Here is a 24,949-nt window from a genome sequence, read left to right as displayed (position 1 = left end):
CAAATGTTCATTTCAATCATAAATTCAGCAAATTTTAAGAAAAATCTGCGGGTCAATACTATCTTCCATGCTGCTGCGCCTGATGGTACGTCACGATGCCTCCAAAAGGTCTTGGGCAGTTTATAAATATTTATCTGGATCTGTGGGGAAAGGAGCAGGCTATGGAGGCTGACAATACGGCCTATATGTTCAGACAGCTATATACAGAGCTGGAGAACTATGAAAAAAATGGTGTATACATGGCTATGGACGGATATAAGGTAAGTCCATTACAGATTGTCACGGCGCACATGACCCGGGAGGAAGGATGCTATATGCGGGACTATGTCCTGGATGGCAGAGGTTACATAGAATCACTCACTTTTGTAAATATTAATGAAAATAACTAGGCAGAGAATCCCCTCAGTCTGCCGGACATAGAATTAGTTTGTGGAACTAACTGTACAGCATAACACGATATTTAATTTGGCTGAGGGCATTTCCCTCCCAGCGCTTTTACAGTCCCAGGCGGCATCCGCTTAAAACCCTTTATTTGCCTTCAAGATTGGGGAGCCAAAGGTATTTTTAACACCCCAATCCTTTCCTTTACTGCCCTGCGCAGGGGCAGGAAAAATCCCGCCTGATGGGGGTAAATTCTTGTAAAAAAGGCAAATTATTAATGACGTACATAAAAAATATGTTATAATAGGGTCTGTAGGAGGTGCGGCATGGACGAAAGAGAAAGAAGAGCTGCGAATGTCAGAAGGGCCAGGCAGCAGAATGTGCAGAAGAGACGCCCAGGCACCAGCGAGCAGGGAGTAAAGACTACCCGGCCAGGGGGCATCAGGCCCGGTGGGCAGAGGCCAGGCAGGAGAAGCAGCCGGGCAAGGAGAAGAAAAAGAAATCTTATAATCAGGACAGTAATCCTGATTGCCTTAATTATAATTGCAGTCGGCGGGTTTATAATTTGGAAAAAATACGGCTCATCAAAAGAGAAAGCTGATTTGAATGAATATTATGGAATACAAAACAACGATGACCTTGCTATAGTGGTTGATAATTTGGTGGTGGGCCCATCTGAAGATGGCATTGCCAGAGGCAAGATATTTGACGGGACACCCTATGTGGAATATTCGGTGGTCCGGGATTATATAAATGAGAGATTTTATTGGGATTCTAACGAGAATCTCCTTCTCTATACTCTGCCCAACGGAAGCGTGTCCGTAAATGTGGGCAGCAAGGAGTACACAGACGTAAAAGAGAAAAAGAGTGAGGATTATGTAATCCTTAAGGCGGAAGGCAGGACTGCTTATATAGCCCTTGCTTTTATACAGAAGTATACCAATATGGATTATTCTGTTTTTAAAGATCCTAATAGGGCGGTTGTAGACTGCACCTGGGGCAAACAGGATACCGCAAGCCTAAAAAGGGATACACAGGTCAGGTACCAGGGCGGTGTTAAGAGTCCTATACTAACTGAAGTCAGCAAGTCTGACAAAGTCAGGGTGCTGGAGGATGAGAACGGCTGGAAGAAGGTGCGTACCAGCGATGGATTTATCGGATATGTAAAGACAAGCTCTTTAAAGGATATGAAGCAGGAGACAACTTCCAGAGAGTTCGAGGAACCCCAGTACACCAATATTTCAATGGATTATACCATCAATATGGCATGGCATAGTGTGGAGAATGATACAGCCAACAGTTATGTGCTTGAGATGATAGCGGGCACTAAGGGACTGACAACAATAGCGCCCACGTGGTTCACGATTGCAGATACTGAGGGTAATATATCATCACTTGCTAATTCTGACTATGTGAATTATGCACATCAGTCTAATATTGATGTATGGGCTGTATTGAGAGACTTCCATGGAGGAATCAGCTCTTACGATGAGACTTATGAGGTCTTAAGCTATACTTCTAAGAGAGAGAATCTTATCAACCAAGTGATCGCAGGCGCCCTTCAGTCAGGTATTGATGGGATTAACCTTGACTTTGAATTGATATCTGAGGAATGCGGTGAGCATTATATACAGTTTGTCAGAGAGCTGTCTGTAAAATGCAGGCAGAATGATTTGGTACTTTCTGTGGATAATTATGTCCCCATGCCCTATAATGAACATTACAACCTTAAGGAACAGGCCGAGGTGGCAGACTATGTTATAATCATGGGGTATGACGAGCATACGGATGGTTCCTATGAAGCAGGTTCCGTGGCATCTTACGATTATGTCAAGAATGGAATTGAGAATGCATTGACGTTAGTGCCGAATACGAAGCTGGTAAATGCAATCCCATTCTATACACGGCTATGGCTGGAGACACCTAAGACAGAGGCTGAGCTGGCAGAGCAGCAGGGCACGGAAGCCGCCCAGTATCCGAACAATGTATCCAGTACAGCTATGGGGATGGATGAGGCGGAAGAATTAATCCAGTCATCAGGCGCAGAGGCGGCTTGGGACGACAAAACGAAGCAGAATTATGCTGAGTGGGACACGGAAGACGGTGTCTATAAGATCTGGCTTGAGGACAGTGAGTCCATAGAAGAGAAGCTTAAACTTATCAAGAGCAACCAGCTTGCCGGTGTGGCTGAGTGGAGGCTTGGCTGGGAAAATTCCTCCATATGGGATCTTATCCTCCAGTATGTAAATTAAACTAAGAAAGAAACATCCCTTTTCCGCATATATATTTTAAGAAAGCAGTGGAAAGGGGATGTTTTTTTGCGCCGTAAAGCGGGAATACTGGGACTTCTCGCATTGCTCATATGTGCAGTAATAGGAAGCCAGAAAGCAGGAGAATATCTTTATAAAAATTACATGGGAGAAGAAGGGGTACAGACTGCGGCGGGGACAAAGAATAGCCAGGTAATCGTAATCGATGCGGGCCATGGAGGGTCAGATCCTGGGAAGGTAGGTGTAAACCAGGCGTTGGAAAAGGATATTAACCTGGATATTGCAAACAAAGTTAAAACACTTCTCAAAAAGCAGGGATTTACGGTCATTATGACACGCACAGATGAAGGGGGACTGGGAGGATCCAAAGCAGAGGATATGAAAGCCAGAGTGACGTTGATTAATAAAGAGAAGCCATCTCTGGCTATCAGTATACATCAGAATAGTTACGGAGGGGAGAGTATCCATGGGGCGCAAGTCTTTTATTATTCCCATTCTAAGGTTGGTGAAAGTGCCGCAAAAACTATGCAGGAGGCACTTTTGGCCGCTGATCCCGAAAATACACGGCAGGCTAAGGCAAATGATACATATTATATGCTTAAAAAGACGGAGGTGCCTGTCATTATTGTAGAATGTGGTTTTTTAAGTAACCCTGCCGAGGCCGGGAAACTGGTGACAGAAGAGTATCAGGATATATTGGCCGAGGCTATTACAAATGGAGTAATAAATTGTGTTTCAGGAAAAGAGCAGTGAGAATACAGTGATAAAATATATAAAAAACGCCGAAAAACGTCGTTTTGAATTTTAGAAAGAGAGTTTTTTTTTAAGATAAATAATGGTATAATGAACCCTATGAATACAATAATAAAAAAAATAGATAAAAATGAAATAGATGAAAAGATAATAGAGGAAGCAGGGAATATGATCAAACAAGGCGGCCTTGTTGCTTTTCCCACTGAGACGGTCTATGGGCTTGGGGCCAATGCACTGGATGAGGAAGCGGCAAGAAAAACTTATGCCGCCAAAGGGCGGCCGTCAGATAATCCTCTGATTGTGCATATCGCCGATGTCCGGGCACTGGGTAAGATCGCTGTAAATATACCTGCGGCGGCAGAAAAGCTGGCCTTCCATTTTTGGCCTGGGCCTCTTACAATGATTTTTGAAAAAAGCGGTATTGTCCCATATGGAACGACTGGAGGACTGGATACAGTGGCTGTCCGTATGCCAAGTGACCTGGTGGCCAGGGAGTTGATTCTTGCATCAGGCGGCTATGTATCTGCCCCAAGTGCAAATACATCAGGCCGCCCAAGTCCTACTACAGCAGAGCATGTGGCGGGAGATCTGGGCGGCCGTATAGATATGATACTGGATGGCGGAAATGTGGAGATAGGATTGGAGTCTACCATTCTGGATATGACAGTCGCCCCCCCTATGATCCTTAGGCCGGGAGCGGTCACTGTGGATATGCTTGAGGACGTCATAGGGCCGGTCAGTGTAGATGAAACTATATTAGGAAGCGAGAGCAGCCAGCCGCCTAAGGCTCCTGGAATGAAATACAGGCACTATGCGCCCCGTGCCAAGCTGATTATTATAGAAGGGAACTTGAAGGAGGAGATACTTGCCATCCGCCAGCTTGCCTATGAAGCACACCGTGAGGGAAGGACTGTGGGGATTATAGCTACAAATGAATCTGTTCCCCTCTACACCCATGGAATTGTAAAGAATATAGGCACCCGGGAAAATGAGAAAACAATAGCTAGGAATTTATATGGGGTTCTGCGTGAATTTGACGGGGAAGATATAGACACAATCTACAGTGAATCATTTGCAGTCCAGGGGATTGGAAGTGCGATTATGAACCGCCTGGAAAAGGCTGCAGGGCATTTGAGGCTTCCGGCGGCGCCGATCGTAAAACAGCAGAGGTACAGAAGAATTGTATTTCTCAGCAATACAGATACAAGCAGAGGGCCTATGGCAGCAGAGCTTTTAAGGCAGCAAGACCTTGAGCAGGAGTATGCGGTCTGCTCCAGGGGACTAGTGGTCCTGTTTCCGGAGCCTGCCAACCAGAAGGCGGAGGCTATTATGAAGAGTTGGCAGCTAAGCCTTGAAGGGCACACTTCAGTTGCGTTTTCAGAGGAGGACCTGCAGGAGGATACACTCATACTGACTATGGATGAAAACCAAAAATGGAAAGTAGTATCTGCGTATGAAAACATTAAGAACGTTTATACTTTAAATGAATTTATTGAGGAGGATATAGAAATCCCAAACCCATATGGACAGCCTCTCACTGCATATGGGGAATGCTATGAAAAAATATCTATATTAATAAAAAAATTAACTTATAAACTTAATTCTTTTACTAAGGGAGGAAAATGATGTCAGAAGTACGAATTATGGATCACCCGTTGATTCAGCACAAAATCAGTTATATCCGCAATGAAGCCGTGGGAACAAAGGAGTTCAGAGAAGTGGTGGGCGAGATTGCCAGCCTGATGTGTTATGAAGCTACACGGGATTTGAAGCTGCAGGATGTGAAGATTAAGACGCCAATCTGTGAGACAATCGGCAAGGAACTGACAGGTAAAAAACTTGCAGTTGTGCCTATTTTAAGGGCTGGACTGGGAATGGTTGACGGCATGCTGAAGCTGATACCAAGTGCCAAGGTGGGCCATATAGGATTATACAGAGATCCAGAAACGTACGAGCCTAAAGAGTATTATTGCAAACTGCCTGCTGACTGTGACAGCAGGGAAGTATTTGTTGTAGACCCAATGTTGGCAACAGGCGGTTCCTGTTCGGCTGCCATCCAGATGCTCAAGGACAAGGGGGTCAGGCATATTCGTTTTATGTGCATTATTGCAGCGCCGGAGGGCGTTGAGAGGATGCAGCGGGAGCATCCAGATGTAGATATTTATATAGGATCTTTGGACGAGTGCTTAAACGACCATAAGTATATTGTACCCGGATTGGGGGATGCGGGGGACCGTATTTTTGGGACAAAATAAAGGAGGGCAAGGATATGTCAGGTAAAAGGGAGGACTATCTTTCATGGGATGAGTATTTTATGGGGGTGGCCATGCTGTCAGGCATGCGTTCAAAGGATCCCGGAACACAGGTAGGATGCTGTATTGTGAGCACGGATAATAAAATACTATCTATGGGTTATAATGGATTTCCAATTGGCTGTTCGGATGATGAATTTCCCTGGGCCAGAGAAGGGGATGATCCATTAGAGACTAAGTATGTATATTCTACCCACAGTGAATTGAATGCAATACTCAACTATAATGGGACAAGCCTGGCTGGCGCGAAGCTGTATGTCTCTCTTTTCCCCTGCAATGAGTGTGCAAAGGCGATTATACAGGCAGGCATCAAGGAGGTCATCTATGACTGTGACAAATATGCAGATACTCCCTCTGTCATAGCGTCCAAAAGGATGATGGATGCAGCAGGCGTGCGGTACCATCAGTATCACAGGACAAACCGGGAAATAAGGATACAGCTTTAACGCAGCTGTAAGCATACCCAAGGGCATGTCATAATACAGGCCCTTGGGGCAGGATTCTTGTTTATAGCGAAGCAGGTTCTTGGACTTTTTATCATAAATGCTGCCGAAGCAGAATATTATATCATATATGCAAGGGCGGAGGAAATGTGATAATGGAAAATAAGCTGACATCTGTGATTGTAAATTTTGTAATGCGTGCAATTATAGGGATGGGATTGATTTATTTTATTAACCAGTATATGCTTCCTGACGAAAATACATTGAATGTGGGGTTGAATGCAGTTTCCTTTTTGACAACTGGGAGTCTTGGGATTCCCGGGGTTTGTTTGCTTTATGGCATTTTATTTTATCAGACCTTGTAAGGTTTTCACAAAAAGAAGCTAATTTAGAAACAAGTATGGACAATCTGTAAAGGTATGTTTATAATACGAATCACAGCAGCCAATCAGTTTGCTGCATACATCTTTAGCCGGAGTTGATCTGGATCCGGCTGTTCTTTTAACTTATCATGCCGCAGGATCGCGGTAAAATTTCAGTTACTTTACTTTTATTATTTATCATTTTGAATATTTGGACAGGAGGGATAGGTTGTACCCAAAAAGCTTTGTAATTTGCGATGTGGAGCAGGAGTATGCCAGAAATCTTATGCAGGCTTTTAAAGAGCACAGAGAGCTGGGGTTTCAGATACATCTGTTTCAAAGGATGGAGGATGCGCAGGAATTTTCGAGAGAAAAGCAGGTTCATATTCTGTTGGCAGGGGAGGATTATGAGACAAGCCAGAGACAGTTAGTCAGGGCCAGAGAAAAATATGTGCTTGTGAAAGGGGGCAGTGCAGAATTATTAGATGATGAGAAGGCTGTGTACAAATACCAGGCCTCGGACAAGATACTGTCAGCAATTCTGAGAGAGGCACAGGAGGGGGAGGGCCTGGGAGCAGGTTCAGGGGCGCATGGAGGAAAGCTGATCGGGATTTATTCCCCTATCCGCAGGATTGGCAAGACCAAGTTTGCGCTGGATTTGGGAAAAGAGACAGCCAAGAAGGAACCTGTCCTGTATTTAAACCTGGAGGAATATTCAGGGGGCAGCCACTATTTTCCAGGACAGCAAGGCGATAATCTGGGAGACCTGCTCTACTTTATCCGCCAGGAAAAAGGGAACCTGGGACTACGTATCAGCGCTATGGCGGGACAGATAAAAGGACTGGATTATATTGCCCCTATACCTGTTATGCAGGATCTTTGGTCTGTGGAGGAGACACAATGGCTGGGACTGTTTGAGGAGATATTTGCAAATTGTCTTTACAGGACGATTATTTTGGATCTGGGAGATAGTATCCGGGGCCTGTACCGCATTTTAAGGGAATGTCAGACAGTCTATACTTTGTATATGGACGATCCTCTGTCTATGGCAAAGCTGGCACAGTATACAGAAAACCTGAGGCAGACAGGGTATGAGGATGTTTTGGAACATACTGTACAGAAGAAGATACAGTTGGAAGCAGGTGGATGTCCATGAATTTGATTGGGCAAATGTATGACAGAGTACTCGAGCAGATGGATATGAGCCGGGAGATGGAGGAGGACGAGCTGCAGGAGCTGATTCATTTGGTCCTTAATGAGGCGGGCCAGGAAAGATATTTGCCGTTACAGGAGAAGATCAGGCTTAGCAGGGAGTTATTCAATGCATTTAGAAAGTTAGATATCCTTCAGGATCTAATTGAGGACGAAGAAATCACGGAGATTATGATTAATGGCACAGAGAATATATTTTTTGAGAAGGGAGGCAGGCTGTTTCAGTCAGAACGGCATTTTCTGTCACTCTCCAGGCTGGAGGATGTGATTCAGCAGATTGTGTCTGGGACTAACCGGTATGTCAATGAGTCCTCACCTATTGCAGATGCCAGGCTGGAAGATGGATCCCGGGTCAATGTAGTACTGAGGCCAGTGGCGGTAAATGGCCCGATTATGACAATTCGGAAGTTTCCTAAAGAAAAGGTTACAATGGAACAGCTGATTTCATGGGGCAGTGTCAGTGAAGAAGCTGTGGAGTTCTTAAAAATTCTTGTTTGTTCTAAATATAATATCTTTGTAAGCGGGGGAACAGGCTCCGGTAAAACTACATTTCTAAATGCTCTTTCAGATTATATTCCCAAGGATGAAAGGATCATAACAGTGGAGGACAATGCAGAACTGCAGATAAAAGGCGTCCCCAACCTGGTCAGGCTGGAGGCGAGGAATGCGAACCTGGAGGGGGAGGGCGCTGTTTCTATACGGGATTTAATTAAGTCGGCGCTGCGGATGAGGCCGGACAGGATTATTGTGGGTGAGGTCAGGGGGGATGAAACAGTAGATATGATTTCATCAGCAATGCTGAATGGCCACAGTGGGTCCATGTCAACAGGACATGCCAACAATCCGGCAGATATGCTGCACAGGCTGGAGACAATGATGATGATGGGAATCGATATGCCTCTGGCAGCCATCCAAAGGCAGGTAGCGTCTGCAATCGATGTTATCATACATCTGGGGCGTCTGCGCGATAAAAGCAGAAAAGTACTGGAAATTACAGAAGTACTGGGATTTGAAAATGACATGGTACAGACACACACCTTATTTGAATTCAGGGAGGAGGGGGATGAGAATGGAAAAGTACAGGGGAGGCTTGTGAAGGCTGAAGAACTTGTTCATTGTGGGAAGCTGCTGGCAGCAGGATATCAGGCTTGATGAATATATACTTGCAGGACTAAAAGGGGCTGTTCTTATGATTTTTGGAGGATATTTATTCTATGGGACATGGACAGCAGGAATCCTGTTGATGCCCCTGACAGGATTCTACCTGTATATCTGGCAGCAGGAACAATGCAGGCGTAAGGAACAGGAGTTTCGGGGGCAGTTCAAAGAAAGTATACGGGCATTGGCAGCAGCCCTGAATGTAGGGTATTCCGTGGAGAATGCCCTTAGAGAGGCGGCTGTGGAGATGAGGGCCCTTTATAAGAAAGACAGCCGGATCCGCAGGGAGTATGACCGGATGATATACCAGATGGATATGAATAGGACAGCAGAACAGGTTATGGGAGATTTTGCAGAGCGGGTGGAGCAGGAAGATGTTATAGGCTTCACAGCCGTATTTACTGCGGCAAAGAGAACCGGAGGGGACAGCATCCAGATTATTAGGAATGCGGTGAAAGATATCAGTGAAAAAATGGAAGTGGAGAACGAGATAGATACACTCCTCTCAGCTAAGAAATTAGAGTTCAGGATTATGTGTGTAATACCCATGGGGATAATCTTATATATGAAACTGGCCTTTCCTGAATTTATGCAGGTTTTGTATGGGAATTTGTTTGGAGGGGCAGTGATGAGCATGTGCCTGGGAATATATCTTGCCGCATGGCGGATTGGGAAGGCAATTGTGGAGATTGAGGTATAGAGTATGCAAAGATGTAGGCCTGTATATAGAAAGATGGGTTTAGTATTTATGTTAGTCTCTTTTTTAGCCCTGCTGGTATTCATTATGGACAGCTTGCGTGCGCCAGATAAAAATAATGAGGGCAAAAGTATACTGAGAAGGGGAGATTATGGATCTGGCAGTGAAGATATAGACTTGGAAGTGGAGCTGGATGGCCGGGAAGGAGAGATGACTGTAGCCTTAGGGGAGAAGCGATATAAGAAGGAGGAGATGCCGCAGGTCTTTGAGGAGGCAGCCGCTTCTCTTGAAGAGCTTATATTAGGAGAGAATAAAAGTCTGGATGAAGTCAGGCATAACCTGGACCTGCCAGATCAGATTCCCGGCACGGGTATAGAAGTAGCCTGGGAAGTAGGGGATTATGACATTCTTAATCTGTTAGGCGAGATTAAGACAGAGAACTTAAAAGAGGAGGGTACCCTTTTAGAGCTTAGGGCGCTACTTACATATGGAGAAGAAGAGGCAGTACATACCTTTTATGTGAACGTCCTTCCGCCTAAACTGACTAAGTGGGAGAAAAAGCTCGAAAAGCTTAAGGCCGCAGTACAGGAGCAGGAAAGTAAGACGGGAGAGGAGGACTGGCTTACTTTACCTGATGAGGTAGATGGAAATAAAGTTACCTGGAAGTATCCAAAGGACTCACGTGCTGGGGGACTATTTATTCTGGGCATTGTTGCCGCAGTAGGCGTATATGCACTGGATAAGCAAAAGAAAAAACAGAGAAAGGAGGACAGGAAAAAACAGATGACAGCCGATTATCCCCAGATTATCAGCCAGTTTGCCCTCTTTCTTGGAGCTGGAATGACTGCAAGGGCCGCATGGTTCAAGGTGGTGGAGGAGTATGGGAGGCAAAAAGGGCGAAAGGGACGGCGCGAAGCATATGAGGAAATGGCATATACTATGCATGAGATACAGCAAGGGGTGTCAGAGAGCCAGTGCTATGAGAAATTTGGTATGAGATGCGGCCTGGCATCCTACCGCAAATTTGGTTCCATGTTGTCTCAAAACCTGCGCAAGGGAACTAAGGGAATGGCGGACTTATTGAAAAAGGAGGCCGCAGATGCATTTGAGGATAGAAAGAACAGGGCCAGAAAACTGGGCGAAGAGGCAGGCACAAAACTGTTGGGACCTATGTTTATGATGTTGGCAGTGGTAATTGTAATCATTGTCATACCAGCATTTTTTACTATACAAATATAAAGGATTTGGCGTCTGCATATCTGTTTTGGCTGTCTATCCGGCAGTCCGGGGGTTTATAAGAGGGAATACAGGGACTTATGTTTAATATAAAAGGAGGAAATAAGTTTGAAGATATTTAGAGAAAAGATTAGAACAAGGCTTTTCCAAATCAAAGCAATATTAAAGGATGATTCAGGGTTGTCAGTAGTAGAAATGATTTTAATATTGGTAGTCATCATAGCACTGGTTCTTATATTTAAGACACAGCTTATCAGTCTGGTAAACTCTATATTTGAAAAGATTACCAGTGAAAGCGCTGGTATTTAGAAGAGGAAAGGAAAGTGCAGAGAATTTATTGGAAGAGAGGAGAAATCACAGTCTTTTTAAGCTTTATATTCGTACTTTTTATTTCGTTTATTGCGGCAATGTTAGAAAGTACAGTGCTCCAGACAGCAAAAAACCAGAAAAGACTTGATACGGACCGGGCGGTATATTCTGCATTTGGAGAATACGAGAAGCAGCTTTTAGAAAAGTATGAGCTTCTTGCTATTGATGGGAGCTATGGGTCAGGGACATTCAGGGAGGAGAATATTCTGGATCATATGCATTATTATGGGACAGTGGGCATAGACCACCATATACAGGGGATTCAGTACCTATCAGATAGAAAGGGCACAGCTTTTAAAGAACAAGTATTGGCATATATGGAGGATACATATGGAATAGCGGCAGTCCGTGAACTTGCAGGCATGTCAGGAATATGGGAGGAGCAGGAATTACAGGGAGAAGAAGCCCAACAGGAAGATATGGAGGTAAACACTGAGCTGCAAAAAATACTTGAGGAGGGGGAGGGCATACTTCCAGAAGAGGACAACCCTCTCCCACATGTAGAGGAGTTAAAAAGCCGCGGCCTGTTAAGCCTGGTACTTCCCGATGAGTATGAAGTATCAGGCAGGAGGGTCGCGGCAGGGGAGCAGCCTTCAATGAGGAGTTTAAGGACGGGCAGGGGAAGTTTTTATTTCCGTCAGGGATTGAATGGACTGGAAGAGAAACTTTTGTTTAGGGAGTACCTTCTTAAAAAATTTGGGAATGCCATAGAAACAAGGGGGGAAGATCAAAGCCTGTCCTATGAGATTGAGTACATGCTAGGGGGAAAGGAAGATGACTATGGGAATTTGGAGGCAGTAGCAGGAAAACTGTTGGCAATCCGATTTGGCATTAATTATTTGTATTTACTGACAGATTCAGTGCGTAAGGCAGAGGCGGAAGCGCTGGCGCTGACTCTATCTACACTGGCCGCGCTCCCCGGAGCGGCAGAGATTGTAAAGCAGGCTCTTCTGGCAGCATGGGCATTTGGAGAAAGTATTGTGGATGTCAGGGCGCTGATGGCGGGAAAGAGGACTGTGTTGGTGAAGGACAGCGCCAGTTGGCAGCTCTCTCTTTCCTCTCTTCTGACTTTGGGCACAGGAGGCGACATACAGGATGGTATGGATGCCGAAGGGGGTGTGTCCTATAAGGACTATTTGAGAATTTTATTATTTCTGCAGGACGAGGACACACTGACAATGCGGGCGCTGGACCGGGTTGAACAAAATATGAAAATGGAATCGGGAAGGTCAGCATTTGCTGTTGATAACTGTATTGTTAAGGTCAGAGTACAGAGTGAAGCGCTCATACGTGATGGACTTACCTACAGTTTTCCCACATATTTTGGATATGAGTTTTAAGTGCTGATTCAAAAAAGTTGTTTTTGGACTCAATACAGACGCCCTTTCTTTCTATAATCAAACCTGCCGGACATCCCTTACGGCAGGGAAATATATCCCTAAACGAAAAAATATTAAGAAAGGAAAGACTGCGATGACACAATCTGATACAAACCCATCCGAATCTAAAAAAGAAAGGGCGTCTGTATTGAGTCCAAGGGCAAGTGTGACTCTGGAGGCTGCCTTGGTTATTCCCCTGTACTTCTTTGCTGTACTTACCTTGGTGTATATGCTGGAGATCCAGGCTGTGGGTATAACCATCCGGGCAGCGCTTCAGGATGCAGCTAAGACAGCCGCAGCCGATGCGGTTCTGCTTCCGGCAGTAAATATATTTAAATTTAAAAGTGATGTAGTAGAGGCTGCCGGTTTTGACAGGCTTGACCGCAGCATTGTAGCGGGCGGCAGCTCAGGGATAGACTGCAGCAGGACATATTACTCTCCACTTAGTGGCGAGATTAAAGCAGTGGCTGAATATTCAGTACAATTGCCTTTTCCAGGATTTAAAAATTTAACCGCCAGGTTCAGGGAAGAAATGAGAGTAAAGGGATGGACTGGATATACAAAGAGAGATGGGACGAAGGGGCAGGATAAAATTGTATATCTGACCGACACCGCGTTTGTATACCACGAGGATTACCAATGTACTTATCTTCAGCTCTCAGTACGTTTTACGCCCTTTTCTGGATTGGAGGGATTACGCAGTGAGGACGGGGGAAAATATAAAGGATGTGAGAAGTGTGTCCATGGGGAGACTATGGCCGGTGTGTATATTACAAATACAGGCAGGAAGTATCATAATTCATTAAACTGCAGCGGCCTTAAAAGGACCATCCATGCGGTAAAAAAATCAGATGTTGGATCAAGGGCAGGCTGCAGCAGATGTTCGGGACAGGGATAAGTATATTCAGGATTACTTACAGGATTAAGAGAGGGGATGTAAAATGAGCGAAGCAGGACAGATTGTATGTACTTTGTATTTATGTATTTTATCAGCTATAGATATCCGTATCCGCAGACTGCCCCTGTGGCTGTTGGCCGCAGGCGGTGCAGCGGCCGTCAGCGTCCATATATACCAGGGAGAAATGCCTGTTGTACTGGTACTGGCAGGAGCCGGGACAGGGATTGTATTTCTGGCAGTCAGCAGGGCGACTGAGGAAGGGTTTGGCTATGGAGATAGTCTGTTAATTTTAGTTTTGGGGATTTATCTGGGGTTTTGGAGCCTGCTGGGACTTCTTCTAATTGCATTCACACTGGCAGCCATATATGCAGCGGCAATCTTTATATTTCACAGGCTTGACCGCAGGACTGGATACCCGTTTGTACCATTTTTAATGGCAGCATATGTTGTCTGGATATGTACAGGAGGGTTTTAGTATGTTTCCCTTCAGAGAATACAGTACTTTGCTCTGCAATACAGCAAGATGGAAAGATACAAGAAATCAAAAAAGGAATCAAAAGAAATGTCCAGTTGCTTTCCTAAAAGGCAGTGTAACTGTGGAGATGTCCTGGATTATGCCATTGGTATTGCTGGTTCTTTTATTTACAGTATATACAGTATTTTATTATCACGATAAAAATATAATCATTGGGGCGTCAGCGGAGACTGCATCTGTAGGGGCCCAGAGTAAAAGAAGTAAAGGGGAGGAGATTTCAGATTTAAAAGGGTTTTGCAGAGAACGTATCGGCCATAAATTGATTTTACTACATATAACAGAAATTAAAGTAACAGATGGGGAAGATATGGTAGAGGTTTCTGTACAGGCGGGGAAGGGCAGGATGTTAATCCAGACTGCAAGCAGGGCGGCTGTGTTAAAACCAGAGGACAAAATAAGAAAGAGAAAACAGTTAGAGTCCATTGTGAGTAAGCAGTAGGCAGGCTTTACTGGATGCCTTAGCGTCCATTTGCCTGCATAGGAGGATATCCCGGCATAGCTTTAAAATACACATTATTAAATTTGAAGGGTTGGGCACGAAGATGAAAACAGGTTATAAAAAAGAATTGAACAAAGTATATTTACATATAGATTTTCCTCATTTGTATGAAGAGGATTATCAGATTCCTATGATCAGGGAAAATAATATCCCAGGGTTGTTGGATGTTACAGGCTGTGGGATAGATGGCAAGAGCCGTTACAGTTATGCGGTTACGGGTATGGTGTCCATGAAGGCCAGGTTTGAGTCCTCCCCAGTGAGGCAGGAAGATATGCTTGTTTTTGTGGACAGGCTGATGGAGGTGGTTAAATCAGTGGGAAAGCATATGCTGAGTACAAATAGCCTTCTGTTACATCCAGAGTTTATGTTTTATGATGGAAAGACCTGGTTTTTTTGTTATTTGCCAGGCAGAAAGAAAACACTGTGCGAAGCATTCCATGTTATTACAGAATATTTTGTGCAAAAGCTGGATTATGATGAGACAGAAGGAATTATGCTGGCTTATGAACTACATAAAGCTACGCTGCAGGAAAATTATGACCTGGAAAAGATAGTGGAGGAATATCAATTACACAAAGAGCAGAGAGAAAATAAAAAGCCAGGAGAGGACGTGGAGGAGGGGGGAAGCCTGCCTAACGAACATCTATTTTCCCCTCTTGAGGAAGAATATCAACCTTCCGCTGATGTTCAGACTATCCGTGAAATTGGAGGACGCTGGACTCCTTGGAAAAGGGCGGTGGGGAGAGCTAAAAAAAATAGATGGGGCAGCTGGAAAGATTTGATTTTTGAAACAGATGGACAGGAGCAGGAAGAACCTTTATAATGTGAAACATATTGTACGAAGAGAGGGACTTCCATGAAAAAGGAGCAAAGAGCAGTCTGCACGATTGCGTTGATAGTAATAAATATAAGTTTATTTTTAATTTTAACAGCTGTGGGGGGAACCCAGGATACAGGGCTTATGCTGAAGTATGGAGCAATGTATGGGCCGTATGTCACAGAAGGCCGCCAGTATTATAGGCTTTTGACCAGCATATTCCTCCATTTTGGCATAGAGCATTTGTTAAATAATGTGATACTTCTGGGAGCGTTGGGGTGGAATTTGGAGATGGAGATTGGAAAGATAAGGTTTCTGATTGTTTATCTTGTTTCAGGCGTGGCCGGCAATCTATTATCCTTGTTGATGAGCCAGGCCGGAAATATTAACTATGTCTCTGCCGGTGCATCTGGCGCTATATTTGGACTAATGGGAGGCCTGGTCAGCGTGGTAATAAAGAACCGGGGGAATGTGGGGCGCCTGACAAATAAAGGGCTTTTGTTTATGGTACTCCTGAGTCTTTATTTTGGGTTTACAAGTTCCGGAGTTGATAACACTGCCCACATAGGGGGACTGATCAGTGGGTTTATATTGGCGGGTATTTTGTACCGCAGAAAAGTATCCCGGCATGTTCTATAATATAGAATTTCTGGCGGGGTAAACGATTTAGATTGCTGGCTCTTAAGTTATACATTCCATACAGCATGGGCTGTATATTTACCCCCAGGGGGGAGAGGAGGATGCCATTGGATTTACCTCATTGGCCATCAGCAGTCCAATAAGTATACCTCATATGAACATTAGCAGTTCAATAAGTATACGCTAAGGGGCGTCCTTTAGGGTATGCGGATATGAAGTGTATAACCTTTTGACCCAGGCATCATATTAGTATTTTTGGTATTTAATATTGGTAGTATAACAAGTCCACTGCTGTTAAATCGGAAGAATGATGGTAAAGGTGGAACCTTCATCTATTTTGGAATCAACGGATATGGAGCCGCCATGTGATTCAATGATTCTTTTGGAGAGTGAGAGTCCTAGGCCGGTGCCTCCTTCTTTATAAGTTCTGAACGGTTCAAATATATAGTCAATAATATCTTCTGATATGCCGCATCCACTATCTTTACATTGTATTATTAGTGAATTTTTATTACAGTTTGCTGTAAGTTGAATTTTGCCTTCGCCGGTGATAGATTCTTTAGCGTTGCGCAGAAGGTTTAGGAAGACTTCTTCCAGTTTTATTTTATCCCCTGTAATATCGCCGAGGCCAGAAGGGATAGAAGAAGTAAATTCGATGTCAGAATCATCTGTATCCAGAGAAATTGCAAAAGAAACTGCAACATTTTTAAGAAGCCGCTCTATGGAAAAAACTGAGTAGTGCAGGGTATTCCCATTGTTAAAGGTAGATAGTTCATTTAGGAGCTGGCATACAAAATTGACATCCCCAAGAGTCTGTTTCCAGTGAGGAAACTCCTGTATTTCAGGGTGTTGGATTTGCATGACCTGAAGGGATGAAGATATTAGAGTAAGGGGGTTACGTATTTCGTGGGCAATCGTGGAAACGGTTTCATGATGGTTGTCCAACAATTGGCTGATAATCTGCTTTGCGGCAGGGTTTTCCTCCATAAGCGTATTCATTTTATTGATGTCAACATTATGTAACATTTATTGGCCCTCCTTTTGTAGTTCTGATTGTAGTCTAGCACGTTGATTCGCTGTGTTCAACAAAATCAGATTGACAATTTTCGACAGGAAGCAAGGGGAAAAAGCGTATGAATAGGAGGATAAAAACTCTTCTCATTTCGATAAAAATGGGATATACTATGGGTAAATAAAAAAGAAATGAGGGAATACTATGAGAGACGAGAGTTGTATTTTTTGTAAATTGGCAGCGGGTGAGATTCCATCCGCAACCCTTTATGAAGACGAAAACTTCCGTGTTATTTTAGACTTAAGTCCAGCTGCAAAGGGACATGCTTTAATTATTCCGAAAGAGCATTATAGGAATTTATATGATTTGGATGAAAAACTGGCGGCTGAAGTGTTGGTTTTGGCCAAGAAAATGGTAGTGAAGCTCAAAGGTATTCTGGACTGCGATGGCTATAATATCGTACAAAATAATGAAGAAGCGGCAGGGCAGACTGTCTTTCATTTTCATATGCACCTGATCCCAAGATATAAAGGTGATAATGTAGGGTTAGGTTGGAAAATGGGTAAGCTTTCAGATGCGGATAAAGAAGAGATACTAAGTAAAGTAATGTGATATCGGGGATAAAATGTTGACTGAAAATAATGGATTTGATGAGGTTTACGAGAAATATAAAAATCTTGTCTTAAAGGCGGCATATACATACTCCGGTAATTTTGATGTGGCGGAAGATATTACCCAGAATACGTTCTTGCAATTATATATTTATTATAATGATATGAATCGCAGTAATATTAAATCATGGCTATATACCACTGCTAAGAATTATGCCTTAAATTATAAGAAAAGAGCCGTGCGCGAAGTGCCGGATGATGAAATAGCAGGGGAAGCTCAGGAGATAGTCGAGAGTGCAGAATATGAATTTATGGAAGAATTAAAAGATCTTGAACGTCACGAGCTTCATGAAAAAATATTTACAGCACTGATGGAGAGAAACAAGAGATGGTATGAAGCCATGACTCTGGTATATTATCTTGAAATACCTCAGGCGAAAGTAGCAGAGGAGATGGGAATTCGTATTGAAGTTCTTCATAGCCTATTACATAGAGCCAGAACTTGGATAAAGAAGGAATTCGGTGTAGAGTATGACGAACTAAACCGGTCATAGTAAGTAGGAAGAGGCCGCAAGGAATAAGATTTAATTGATGTGTCCAGTACATATCTAAGACTTTCTGCAGCTTTGGCTGCAGATGTGGCAACACTGCTATGTGTTGCCAATATCCTATATACAATACATAGTGTTTTGGGATATTTATATTTGTGTAAATGAATTAAATAATTTTTTGTTCTGCAATACTGAAGATAATGGCAGCACATGCCGATAACAATTAAGCCGATAGAAATAAAATAGAGTTATTTTATAGAAAGCAGACGTATCAGTGTACTATGAGTGTTTGATAATTTGTTTTATTCTTCGGTTACTTTTATCAGGGGCGCATTCCAGACAAATCGAATCAGTACAGTAGGTTTGCTAATTATAAATTTGCCTGAAACACGCTATCAACTGAGGAAATGTCCCAACCCATATCCTATTGGAGATTAGCAGATCAATAGGCGGCATATCCCATTGAACTTAGCAGATCAATAGGCATATCCCATTGAACATTAGAAGTTCAATAGGTATATCCCATTGAACATTAGAAGTTCAATAGGTATATCATATTGAACGTTAGTTGTTTAATAGGCATGTATTAAGGGATGCCACTAAAGAGGATAGTTCACTACAAATACTTTAAAATAAAGAATCAATAGTAATAGCTTTTATGGCCATCTTTAAGAACTTTGTTTGGCGCTGGCTGCTTCTATAAGGCTTATAATTGTATCAATAGAGTCCTGCTGTCTTGAATCCCGCATGGCATCCATATAAGTGCCGCGGTTATTATATAGCTTTCTTACAGCTTCAAGCAGTGATTCTTTTGTGAGATCTTCCTCCTCCAGAACCATACTAAAACCTTGACGCTCAAATGAGCGGGCGTTTAAGATTTGGTCCCCGCGGCTTGCATTCGCGGAAAGCGGGATCAGGAGGTTGGGTTTTCTAAGAGCTACAAGTTCACATATGGCATTTGCACCAGCCCTGGAAATAACAATATCGGCCAAGGCGAATATATCACGGAGTTCATTTTTGATATATTCAAACTGAGCATAGCCATCCATACTGCTCAAGGATTCGTCTATTTTGCCTTTACCGCACAGATGTACAATTTGGAAATGCTCAAGCAGATCAGGCAAGGCCAGGCGAACTGCATTATTAACTGCTACAGAACCCAGGCTTCCGCCAATTACAAGAATAACAGGTCTGTCTGCGGAGAAACCACACATATCCAAGGCAGCAATTTTATTGCCGGATAATAATTCTTGGCGGATGGGGGAACCGGTGAGCACTGCCTTATCCTCTGGAAGTGATTCGAGTGTCTCAGGGAAATTACAACATACCTTAGTTGCAGATGGTATAGCAATTTTATTAGCTAAGCCTGGTGTCATATCAGATTCATGAATGATGACAGGAACTTTGCACCTCTTGCCTGCCAGGACAACAGGGACAGATACAAAGCCTCCTTTTGAAAAGATAATATCGGGCCTTAGCTCTTTAATAATAGAATGGGCCTCGCCAAAACCTTTAATAACACGAAATGGATCTGTAAAGTTTTGTACACTAAAATATCGTCGGAGCTTACCGGAAGAAATACCATGATAGGGAATCCCAAAAGGTTCGATTAATTCCTTTTCGATACCTTTATAGGAGCCTATGTATTGGATATCATAACCCAATTCCCTAAGCCGGGGAATCAGGGCTATATTGGGGGTGACATGCCCGGCTGTTCCACCGCCGGTAAGTATGATTCTTTTCATAATATATAAGACCTCCAGATATGAATTGTTTATATTATGCTTAAAAAACCGAAAGTTATACTTGCATATAACTGGCAAAACACATATAATTTCATATTAAACTTATTTATTAAAAAGTCAAGAAAAACTAGTAACCAAAATAAGGGGAGCAAGAATGAAACAAATCAAAAAACTCTTACTGAAGGAAGAAATCGAAAAAGAGGCCAGGAAGATAGAAAAGAAAATAATAAATAACGCTGACCTCGAAGATATATGCGTGTCGGAAAAGATGGAAGAGGAGCTTTTGGCTGAAATACGGGCTTATGAGGAGAAAGGCGTCAGAAGCCATAAGCATAGTAATAACGAAGAGTTTTCGCAGGAGATTACGCCAAATTTTTCTCTACTTACAAATGATAAAATCAAGTTTAGGCTGTCAGACACAGATGCGGTGGCGCTTCACCTTGGACGAGAGTTGCTCAGATGGGAAGCTGAGGAGAGAGGTTTGCATAAGGGAGAGTCAAAGTTTTATACCCTGCTGGATGGGACTCACTCATCTACCGGACAAGAATTAAGGGACGCCATTGGGCAGACTCTGTTGGATGAAGTCCGTCAGTCCAAAGGGGATGAAATGGAGGATACCCTTGTTGGTGGGAATTTGAATACAGATAAAGAGACAAAGAAGAAAACCAGGAGATTTCATTTTTCTGCAGGAAAACGCCTGGCGGCGGCAGTGGCAGTAGTTTGTTTAATGGTAGCCGGAATGAGTATGACAAGTGTGGGGAGCAAGTCATATTGGAAAGAGATAATTGGTGGACTATTAGGAAATCAGGCGACTCAAACTATAAATGTGGAGGATATGGAGATACAGACGAGTGAGGACGGGGAGGAGATAACAGCATATACAGAAGCAACTGAAAAATTGGGTCGTTCAATTATAGAACTAGGTTTCAAACCTAAAGGTATGAGTTTACAAAGAGCGGAGATAGATGAAGAACAAAAACAGGCGAAATTCTTTTATAATTATAATGGACAAATAATTAGATACTTTGTTTATATAAATGGTGCGGACTCCTCATTGAATCAGAAAAAGGAGGACATTTTAGTAGACAAATTTGCTGTAAAAAATTCCAAACAGGAAATCATAGTTGAAGAATATAAGATACAAGGTCAAGATGCGACTAGATATATAGCTAATTTTGAATATTTAGGTATCCATTATCAAATAAAAGGTATATTAGAAAAAGAGGAAATCAAAGAAATTTTAACCAAAATGATTTATTTTGAATAAGATGCGTAAGTTTTAACTTGCTATTTTGTTTACTTATCAGAAATAAAAAATAATAAAAGTAAATACAAAAGGGAGAAAAGAAGCAATGAAAAAAAGAATACTGTCTGCTATATGCACGATGGGAATTATGTTCAGCGTTTTTTCTAGTTCAGTAGTTAATACAAACGCGATGCAAATTGATAATTCGCCGATACAGATTGATGGTTCTTATCTTACGAATAATGATACAGCATCAGCAACTACAAAAAGTGAAATGACTCGAGGCATACATTTAATGGATGGGGATTGTTCCATTACGAAAGCTGGAAAAGGTAGAATATATGTCTATGCCTCGACGACAGCAAACCATACAGTGGATTATGTATCAACGGTAATATATGTTGACCAATATAATGAAGAAACCGAAAAATGGGATCAGATTGATTTTTGGCAAGTAGAGGATGAGGATACATACTATGTTGCTACATCTAAGACAATGAAGGTAGACAGTGGTTACTATTATAGAGTTCATGCTGATCATGTGGCAGGGATGAAGGATACAATACCATATGATAGAGCTAATACTGCAACAGACGGTATCTTTGTAAACTAGCCTCCATAAATACTATCCATCTCGAGCGATTGAAGCAACTGTCAAGTGTACCGCATACAGGAAAAGAAACTATTAACAATTTTGATTATAGAAAAGACCTGTACCGAGAAAACACCACAAATTTTTTGATGCGCTGCACCAGACAGTTGCTTCAATCGCTCGAGATGGAGTGTCATTTATTAAAATAGAGTTCATGGAAATCCATATAAAAAAGCAACCGGTTCTAATTCCCGGTTGCTTTTTTTAATGCCTGTGCCAGCTGATCCGGGCAGGATGTTTTTTTAAATCCGCATTTAATGCCTTCAATTCTTGCAATTGCCTCGCTGGTATCCATTCCCTCAATCAGACTGGCAATACCTTGGAGGTTTCCACTGCATCCCCCGAGAAACTTTACATTTCTTACCTTATTATCCTGAATTTCAAAATCTATCATCTGTGAACAGACTCCCTGCGGCTTATATTGCATAGCATGACCTCCCAAATAAATTCTATGAGAATTATAACAAATCATAAAAAAAATTACCAGTATATTATTTTCGTCAGTCAATTTTCGGGTGATTTTGCTATAAAATGACAGGAGCATTCTTAAGGCGCACAAAAATACTATGTTTAAAACAGGCTGTTAAATTTAAGGATTAAAAGACTTCAAATGCCCTAGAATTCTTAAGTATCTCAGATTGCAGTATGAGGGCCCGGGACTTTGCATATGGCGAAATATGTAGAACGGTTTTTAAGGCATGTCCGGGAAAGTTGGGCTATAATAAGCTCACACCAAAAAATGGTAGTTGTGGCACAACCAAAAACAGGAGGTCTAGTTATGTTTAAGAATGTAGCAGCTGACACAAATATTGTTTTCTATCTAATGATTGCAATAGGTGTCATAGGAGTGCTGGCCAAGATTGTAAACCAGCTTACTCTGCGCCGCATGGCAAAGGCGGCAGGTAATATGTCAAAGAGTACACACAAACTGATGAAGCTCGTGCGGGCCAAATATGAACACGCATGTATGATACACGATACGGTGGATAATGTAGGGGCATTTGTAGAGAAGTACATATATGAATATCGGGGATTTATTTTCCGAATACATACGTGGAGACAGCTAGAAATACAGACAATATGGTTTTCAGGAATCCTGGCCGCCGCCGGGGCGCTTGGACACTATGCGGCACATGGATTTTGTGAGCAGATGTTTCAGTATCTTGCAGTGGGGGCCGCAGAGATGATTGTCCTATCAGTAATCAGCCAGTTATCTGATGAGACTTACAAAATAAACGCTGCAAAAAATTATATGGTTGATTATTTGGAGAATGTCTGCGCCCATCGTTACAGGAGAGTAAAACAGACAGAAAAAGAGAATATAGATGTTATCAGTCCAGAAAGCACAAGTGCGTCCAGGGCGGCAGCGGTGAAGGAGGAAAAGGAATTATCTATTAATATAGAAGGAGAGCCAAGAAAGGTGGAGAAAGGCGATGCCGCCAGACAGGTAATCCGCCGTACAGTGAAAGAAAAGACGGAGGAAGGGGAGCAGCCTGCATTAAAAGAAGAGGCCATCCGTCAAATATTGGAGGAGTTTTTAGCTTGATAAAGAAGGGCATATTTGGTAAAATTAATATATATCTAAGCGGGCCTGTACAACATGGGCCCGGAAGGGCGGGGCCAAGGCAAAATCAAAGTACAAAGCTGCCCCAGCGGAGGTTTTGCGGCAAAGGTCCTGGCTAGTAAATATACAGCAAAACTGTGGGGTAAAGTATAGAGAGATACGACTCAGGGAGGAAGGATAACAATGGCAGGAAAAGTTACATTTGATTATTCAAAAGTAAGTAGTTTTATTCAGGGACATGAGATGGAATATATGAGTGGCCTGGTTGCACAGGCAAAAGAGGAGCTTGTTGCAAAGACAGGCGCGGGCAATGATTTTCTTGGATGGATTGACCTGCCGGTTAATTATGATAAAGAAGAGTTTATGCGTATTCAGAAGGCGGCAGAGCAGATTCGCAGTGATTCGGATGTATTATTAGTAATCGGTATCGGCGGCTCTTATCTGGGAGCGAGGGCCGCGATTGATTTCCTTGGACATTCATTCGCCAATGTGGTATCGAAAGAGATCAGAAAGTCGCCGGAGATTTACTATGTGGGTAACAGTATCAGCAGTACTTACATAAAAGATCTGATGGACGTAGTAGGGGACAGAGATTTTTCTATCAATATGATTTCCAAATCAGGGACGACTACTGAGCCAGCCATTGCTTTCCGTGTATTTAAAGAAATCTTAGAAAAAAAATATGGAAAAGAGGGAGCAGCTAAGAGAATATATGCTACTACTGATAAAGCAAGGGGAGCGTTGAAGAACCTTGCAACCGAGGAAGGGTATGAGACTTTTGTAGTGCCTGACGATGTGGGAGGCCGTTTTTCCGTGCTGACAGCAGTAGGCCTTCTTCCAATTGCAGTGAGCGGTGCAGATATTACAGCACTGATGGAGGGCGCTGCTTCAGCGAGAAAGGAAGCCCTGGAAAATGATTTTGCAGAAAACGGCGCATTACAGTATGCGGCAGTCCGTAACATTCTGCTGAGAAAAGGTAAAGTAATTGAGGTTATGGCTAATTATGAGCCGAGCCTGCACTATATATCCGAGTGGTGGAAACAGTTGTATGGAGAGAGCGAAGGTAAAGACCAGCGGGGCATCTTCCCGGCATCAGTAGACTTGACGACCGATTTGCACTCCATGGGACAGTTTATCCAGGATGGAAACAGGATTTTGTTTGAGACAGTCCTCAATGTAGAGATGTCTAAAGAGGAGATTATTATCAATGAGGAACCCGTTGACCTGGATGGCCTGAATTATCTGACAGGTAAGACGGTAGATTTTATTAATAAAAGTGCAATGAACGGAACAATTCTCGCCCATACAGACGGCAATGTGCCTAATCTGATGGTGACAATTCCCGAGCAGACAGAGTTTTATTTAGGCCAGCTGTTTTATTTCTTTGAGTTCGCCTGCGGCGTGAGTGGATATTTACTCGGCGTTAATCCATTCAATCAGCCTGGCGTGGAGAGCTATAAGAGGAATATGTTTGCACTTTTGGGCAAGCCTGGGTTTGAGGCTGAGAGAGAAGCCCTGTTAAAGAGACTGTAAATTAAATTTTTGATTGTAGGAAGTTCTGTAAGACAGAGGCCCTGTGAATCAGGGGCTTCTGTCTTTTATCATAAG

The 24,949-nt window shown here is 42.9% G+C and carries 27 protein-coding genes; 24 read left to right on the top strand and 3 right to left on the bottom strand.

Going from position 1 to position 24,949, the window contains the following annotated elements; all coding sequences use genetic code 11:
• Positions 1–95 precede the first annotated feature (95 nt).
• From EFA47_RS16675 to EFA47_RS16590, 18 genes are all read left to right on the top strand, one after another.
• Positions 96–389 (top strand): hypothetical protein, encoded by a 294-nt coding sequence (locus EFA47_RS16675; protein ID WP_306438875.1) that lies wholly within the window; start codon positions 96–98, stop codon positions 387–389.
• A 318-nt stretch (positions 390–707) separates the two neighbouring features.
• Entirely contained in the window at positions 708–2,633 is a 1,926-nt protein-coding gene (locus EFA47_RS16670) for a glycosyl hydrolase family 18 protein (RefSeq protein ID WP_122644270.1), read from the top strand.
• 66 nt (positions 2,634–2,699) lie between these two features.
• Positions 2,700–3,404, top strand: a complete 705-nt coding sequence (locus EFA47_RS16665) for an N-acetylmuramoyl-L-alanine amidase family protein (protein WP_235853286.1) — start codon at positions 2,700–2,702, stop codon at positions 3,402–3,404.
• A gap of 99 nt (positions 3,405–3,503) precedes the next feature.
• Positions 3,504–5,030 carry an L-threonylcarbamoyladenylate synthase gene (locus EFA47_RS16660; protein ID WP_122644594.1) on the top strand — a complete coding sequence of 509 codons (1,527 nt, stop codon included), beginning with the start codon at positions 3,504–3,506 and terminating at the stop codon, positions 5,028–5,030.
• Positions 5,030–5,659, top strand: coding sequence for a uracil phosphoribosyltransferase (gene upp / locus EFA47_RS16655; RefSeq protein WP_122644269.1), 630 nt, complete (start codon positions 5,030–5,032; stop codon positions 5,657–5,659). Before EFA47_RS16660 ends, upp begins: the two co-directional genes overlap by 1 nt.
• 14 nt (positions 5,660–5,673) lie before the next feature.
• Positions 5,674–6,162 carry a deoxycytidylate deaminase gene (locus tag EFA47_RS16650; RefSeq protein ID WP_122644268.1) on the top strand — a complete coding sequence of 163 codons (489 nt, stop codon included), beginning with the start codon at positions 5,674–5,676 and terminating at the stop codon, positions 6,160–6,162.
• Positions 6,163–6,314: 152 nt separating this feature from the next.
• A complete protein-coding gene (locus EFA47_RS16645; protein ID WP_122644267.1) occupies positions 6,315–6,524 on the top strand; it encodes a pro-sigmaK processing inhibitor BofA family protein in 210 nt (69 codons plus the stop codon).
• A gap of 226 nt (positions 6,525–6,750) precedes the next feature.
• Positions 6,751–7,677 (top strand): P-loop NTPase family protein, encoded by a 927-nt coding sequence (locus EFA47_RS16640; RefSeq protein ID WP_122644266.1) that lies wholly within the window; start codon positions 6,751–6,753, stop codon positions 7,675–7,677.
• On the top strand, positions 7,674–8,885 hold the full coding sequence (locus EFA47_RS16635) for a CpaF family protein (RefSeq protein WP_122644265.1): 1,212 nt from the start codon (positions 7,674–7,676) through the stop codon (positions 8,883–8,885). The genes EFA47_RS16640 and EFA47_RS16635 overlap by 4 nt, the downstream gene beginning before the upstream one ends.
• Positions 8,886–8,922: 37 nt before the next feature.
• Positions 8,923–9,591, top strand: coding sequence for a type II secretion system F family protein (locus EFA47_RS16630; protein ID WP_122644593.1), 669 nt, complete (start codon positions 8,923–8,925; stop codon positions 9,589–9,591).
• An 84-nt stretch (positions 9,592–9,675) separates the two neighbouring features.
• Complete coding sequence (locus EFA47_RS16625) at positions 9,676–10,827, top strand: type II secretion system F family protein (protein WP_235853284.1); 1,152 nt, start codon at positions 9,676–9,678, stop codon at positions 10,825–10,827.
• Positions 10,828–10,953: 126 nt separating this feature from the next.
• Positions 10,954–11,133, top strand: coding sequence for a Flp1 family type IVb pilin (locus tag EFA47_RS16620; protein ID WP_235853345.1), 180 nt, complete (start codon positions 10,954–10,956; stop codon positions 11,131–11,133).
• A 14-nt stretch (positions 11,134–11,147) separates the two neighbouring features.
• Positions 11,148–12,533, top strand: a complete 1,386-nt coding sequence (locus EFA47_RS16615) for a DUF5702 domain-containing protein (protein ID WP_122644262.1) — start codon at positions 11,148–11,150, stop codon at positions 12,531–12,533.
• A gap of 133 nt (positions 12,534–12,666) precedes the next feature.
• Positions 12,667–13,470 (top strand): pilus assembly protein, encoded by an 804-nt coding sequence (locus tag EFA47_RS16610; RefSeq protein ID WP_122644261.1) that lies wholly within the window; start codon positions 12,667–12,669, stop codon positions 13,468–13,470.
• Positions 13,471–13,513: 43 nt separating this feature from the next.
• Entirely contained in the window at positions 13,514–13,945 is a 432-nt protein-coding gene (locus EFA47_RS16605; RefSeq protein WP_122644260.1) for a prepilin peptidase, read from the top strand.
• Position 13,946: 1 nt separating this feature from the next.
• On the top strand, positions 13,947–14,444 hold the full coding sequence (locus tag EFA47_RS16600) for a TadE/TadG family type IV pilus assembly protein (RefSeq protein WP_164690044.1): 498 nt from the start codon (positions 13,947–13,949) through the stop codon (positions 14,442–14,444).
• Between the two features lie 103 nt (positions 14,445–14,547).
• Positions 14,548–15,327 (top strand): DUF6382 domain-containing protein, encoded by a 780-nt coding sequence (locus tag EFA47_RS16595; protein ID WP_122644258.1) that lies wholly within the window; start codon positions 14,548–14,550, stop codon positions 15,325–15,327.
• 33 nt (positions 15,328–15,360) lie between these two features.
• Positions 15,361–15,960 carry a rhomboid family intramembrane serine protease gene (locus EFA47_RS16590; protein ID WP_122644257.1) on the top strand — a complete coding sequence of 200 codons (600 nt, stop codon included), beginning with the start codon at positions 15,361–15,363 and terminating at the stop codon, positions 15,958–15,960.
• A gap of 294 nt (positions 15,961–16,254) precedes the next feature.
• On the opposite strand, the gene EFA47_RS16585 is transcribed toward EFA47_RS16590, so the two are convergent.
• Entirely contained in the window at positions 16,255–16,986 is a 732-nt protein-coding gene (locus tag EFA47_RS16585) for a sensor histidine kinase (RefSeq protein WP_122644256.1), read from the bottom strand.
• Positions 16,987–17,176: 190 nt separating this feature from the next.
• Here EFA47_RS16585 and EFA47_RS16580 point away from each other — a divergent pair, with 190 nt between their 5' ends.
• Together EFA47_RS16580 and EFA47_RS16575 are read left to right on the top strand one after the other, a co-directional pair.
• Entirely contained in the window at positions 17,177–17,584 is a 408-nt protein-coding gene (locus tag EFA47_RS16580; RefSeq protein WP_122644255.1) for an HIT family protein, read from the top strand.
• 13 nt (positions 17,585–17,597) lie between these two features.
• Positions 17,598–18,137 (top strand): RNA polymerase sigma factor, encoded by a 540-nt coding sequence (locus EFA47_RS16575; RefSeq protein WP_122644254.1) that lies wholly within the window; start codon positions 17,598–17,600, stop codon positions 18,135–18,137.
• A 665-nt stretch (positions 18,138–18,802) separates the two neighbouring features.
• Here EFA47_RS16575 and EFA47_RS16570 read toward each other — a convergent pair.
• Positions 18,803–19,879: an undecaprenyldiphospho-muramoylpentapeptide beta-N-acetylglucosaminyltransferase gene (locus tag EFA47_RS16570; protein ID WP_122644253.1), complete on the bottom strand. Its 1,077-nt coding sequence runs from the start codon at positions 19,877–19,879 to the stop codon at positions 18,803–18,805.
• A 154-nt stretch (positions 19,880–20,033) separates the two neighbouring features.
• Here EFA47_RS16570 and EFA47_RS16565 point away from each other — a divergent pair, with 154 nt between their 5' ends.
• A complete protein-coding gene (locus tag EFA47_RS16565; protein WP_122644252.1) occupies positions 20,034–21,146 on the top strand; it encodes a DUF4367 domain-containing protein in 1,113 nt (370 codons plus the stop codon).
• A gap of 85 nt (positions 21,147–21,231) precedes the next feature.
• Positions 21,232–21,738 (top strand): DUF6147 family protein, encoded by a 507-nt coding sequence (locus EFA47_RS16560; RefSeq protein ID WP_122644251.1) that lies wholly within the window; start codon positions 21,232–21,234, stop codon positions 21,736–21,738.
• Positions 21,739–21,961: 223 nt separating this feature from the next.
• Here the strand turns inward: EFA47_RS16560 and EFA47_RS16555 are convergent, their stop codons facing one another.
• A complete protein-coding gene (locus EFA47_RS16555) occupies positions 21,962–22,204 on the bottom strand; it encodes a TIGR03905 family TSCPD domain-containing protein (RefSeq protein ID WP_122644250.1) in 243 nt (80 codons plus the stop codon).
• A gap of 351 nt (positions 22,205–22,555) precedes the next feature.
• On the opposite strand from EFA47_RS16555, the gene EFA47_RS16550 reads away from it, so the two are divergent.
• Together EFA47_RS16550 and EFA47_RS16545 are read left to right on the top strand one after the other, a co-directional pair.
• Positions 22,556–23,323, top strand: coding sequence for a hypothetical protein (locus tag EFA47_RS16550; RefSeq protein WP_122644249.1), 768 nt, complete (start codon positions 22,556–22,558; stop codon positions 23,321–23,323).
• Between the two features lie 201 nt (positions 23,324–23,524).
• Positions 23,525–24,874, top strand: coding sequence for a glucose-6-phosphate isomerase (locus EFA47_RS16545; protein ID WP_122644248.1), 1,350 nt, complete (start codon positions 23,525–23,527; stop codon positions 24,872–24,874).
• Positions 24,875–24,949: the final 75 nt, after the last annotated feature.

Origin of the sequence: Luxibacter massiliensis (assembly GCF_900604355.1) — a bacterium.
In the GTDB taxonomy this organism is placed as follows: Bacteria; Bacillota; Clostridia; order Lachnospirales; family Lachnospiraceae; genus Luxibacter; species Luxibacter massiliensis.
Note: the sequence above shows the minus strand (reverse complement) of the source record. Positions and strands in the feature narration are given on the sequence as shown.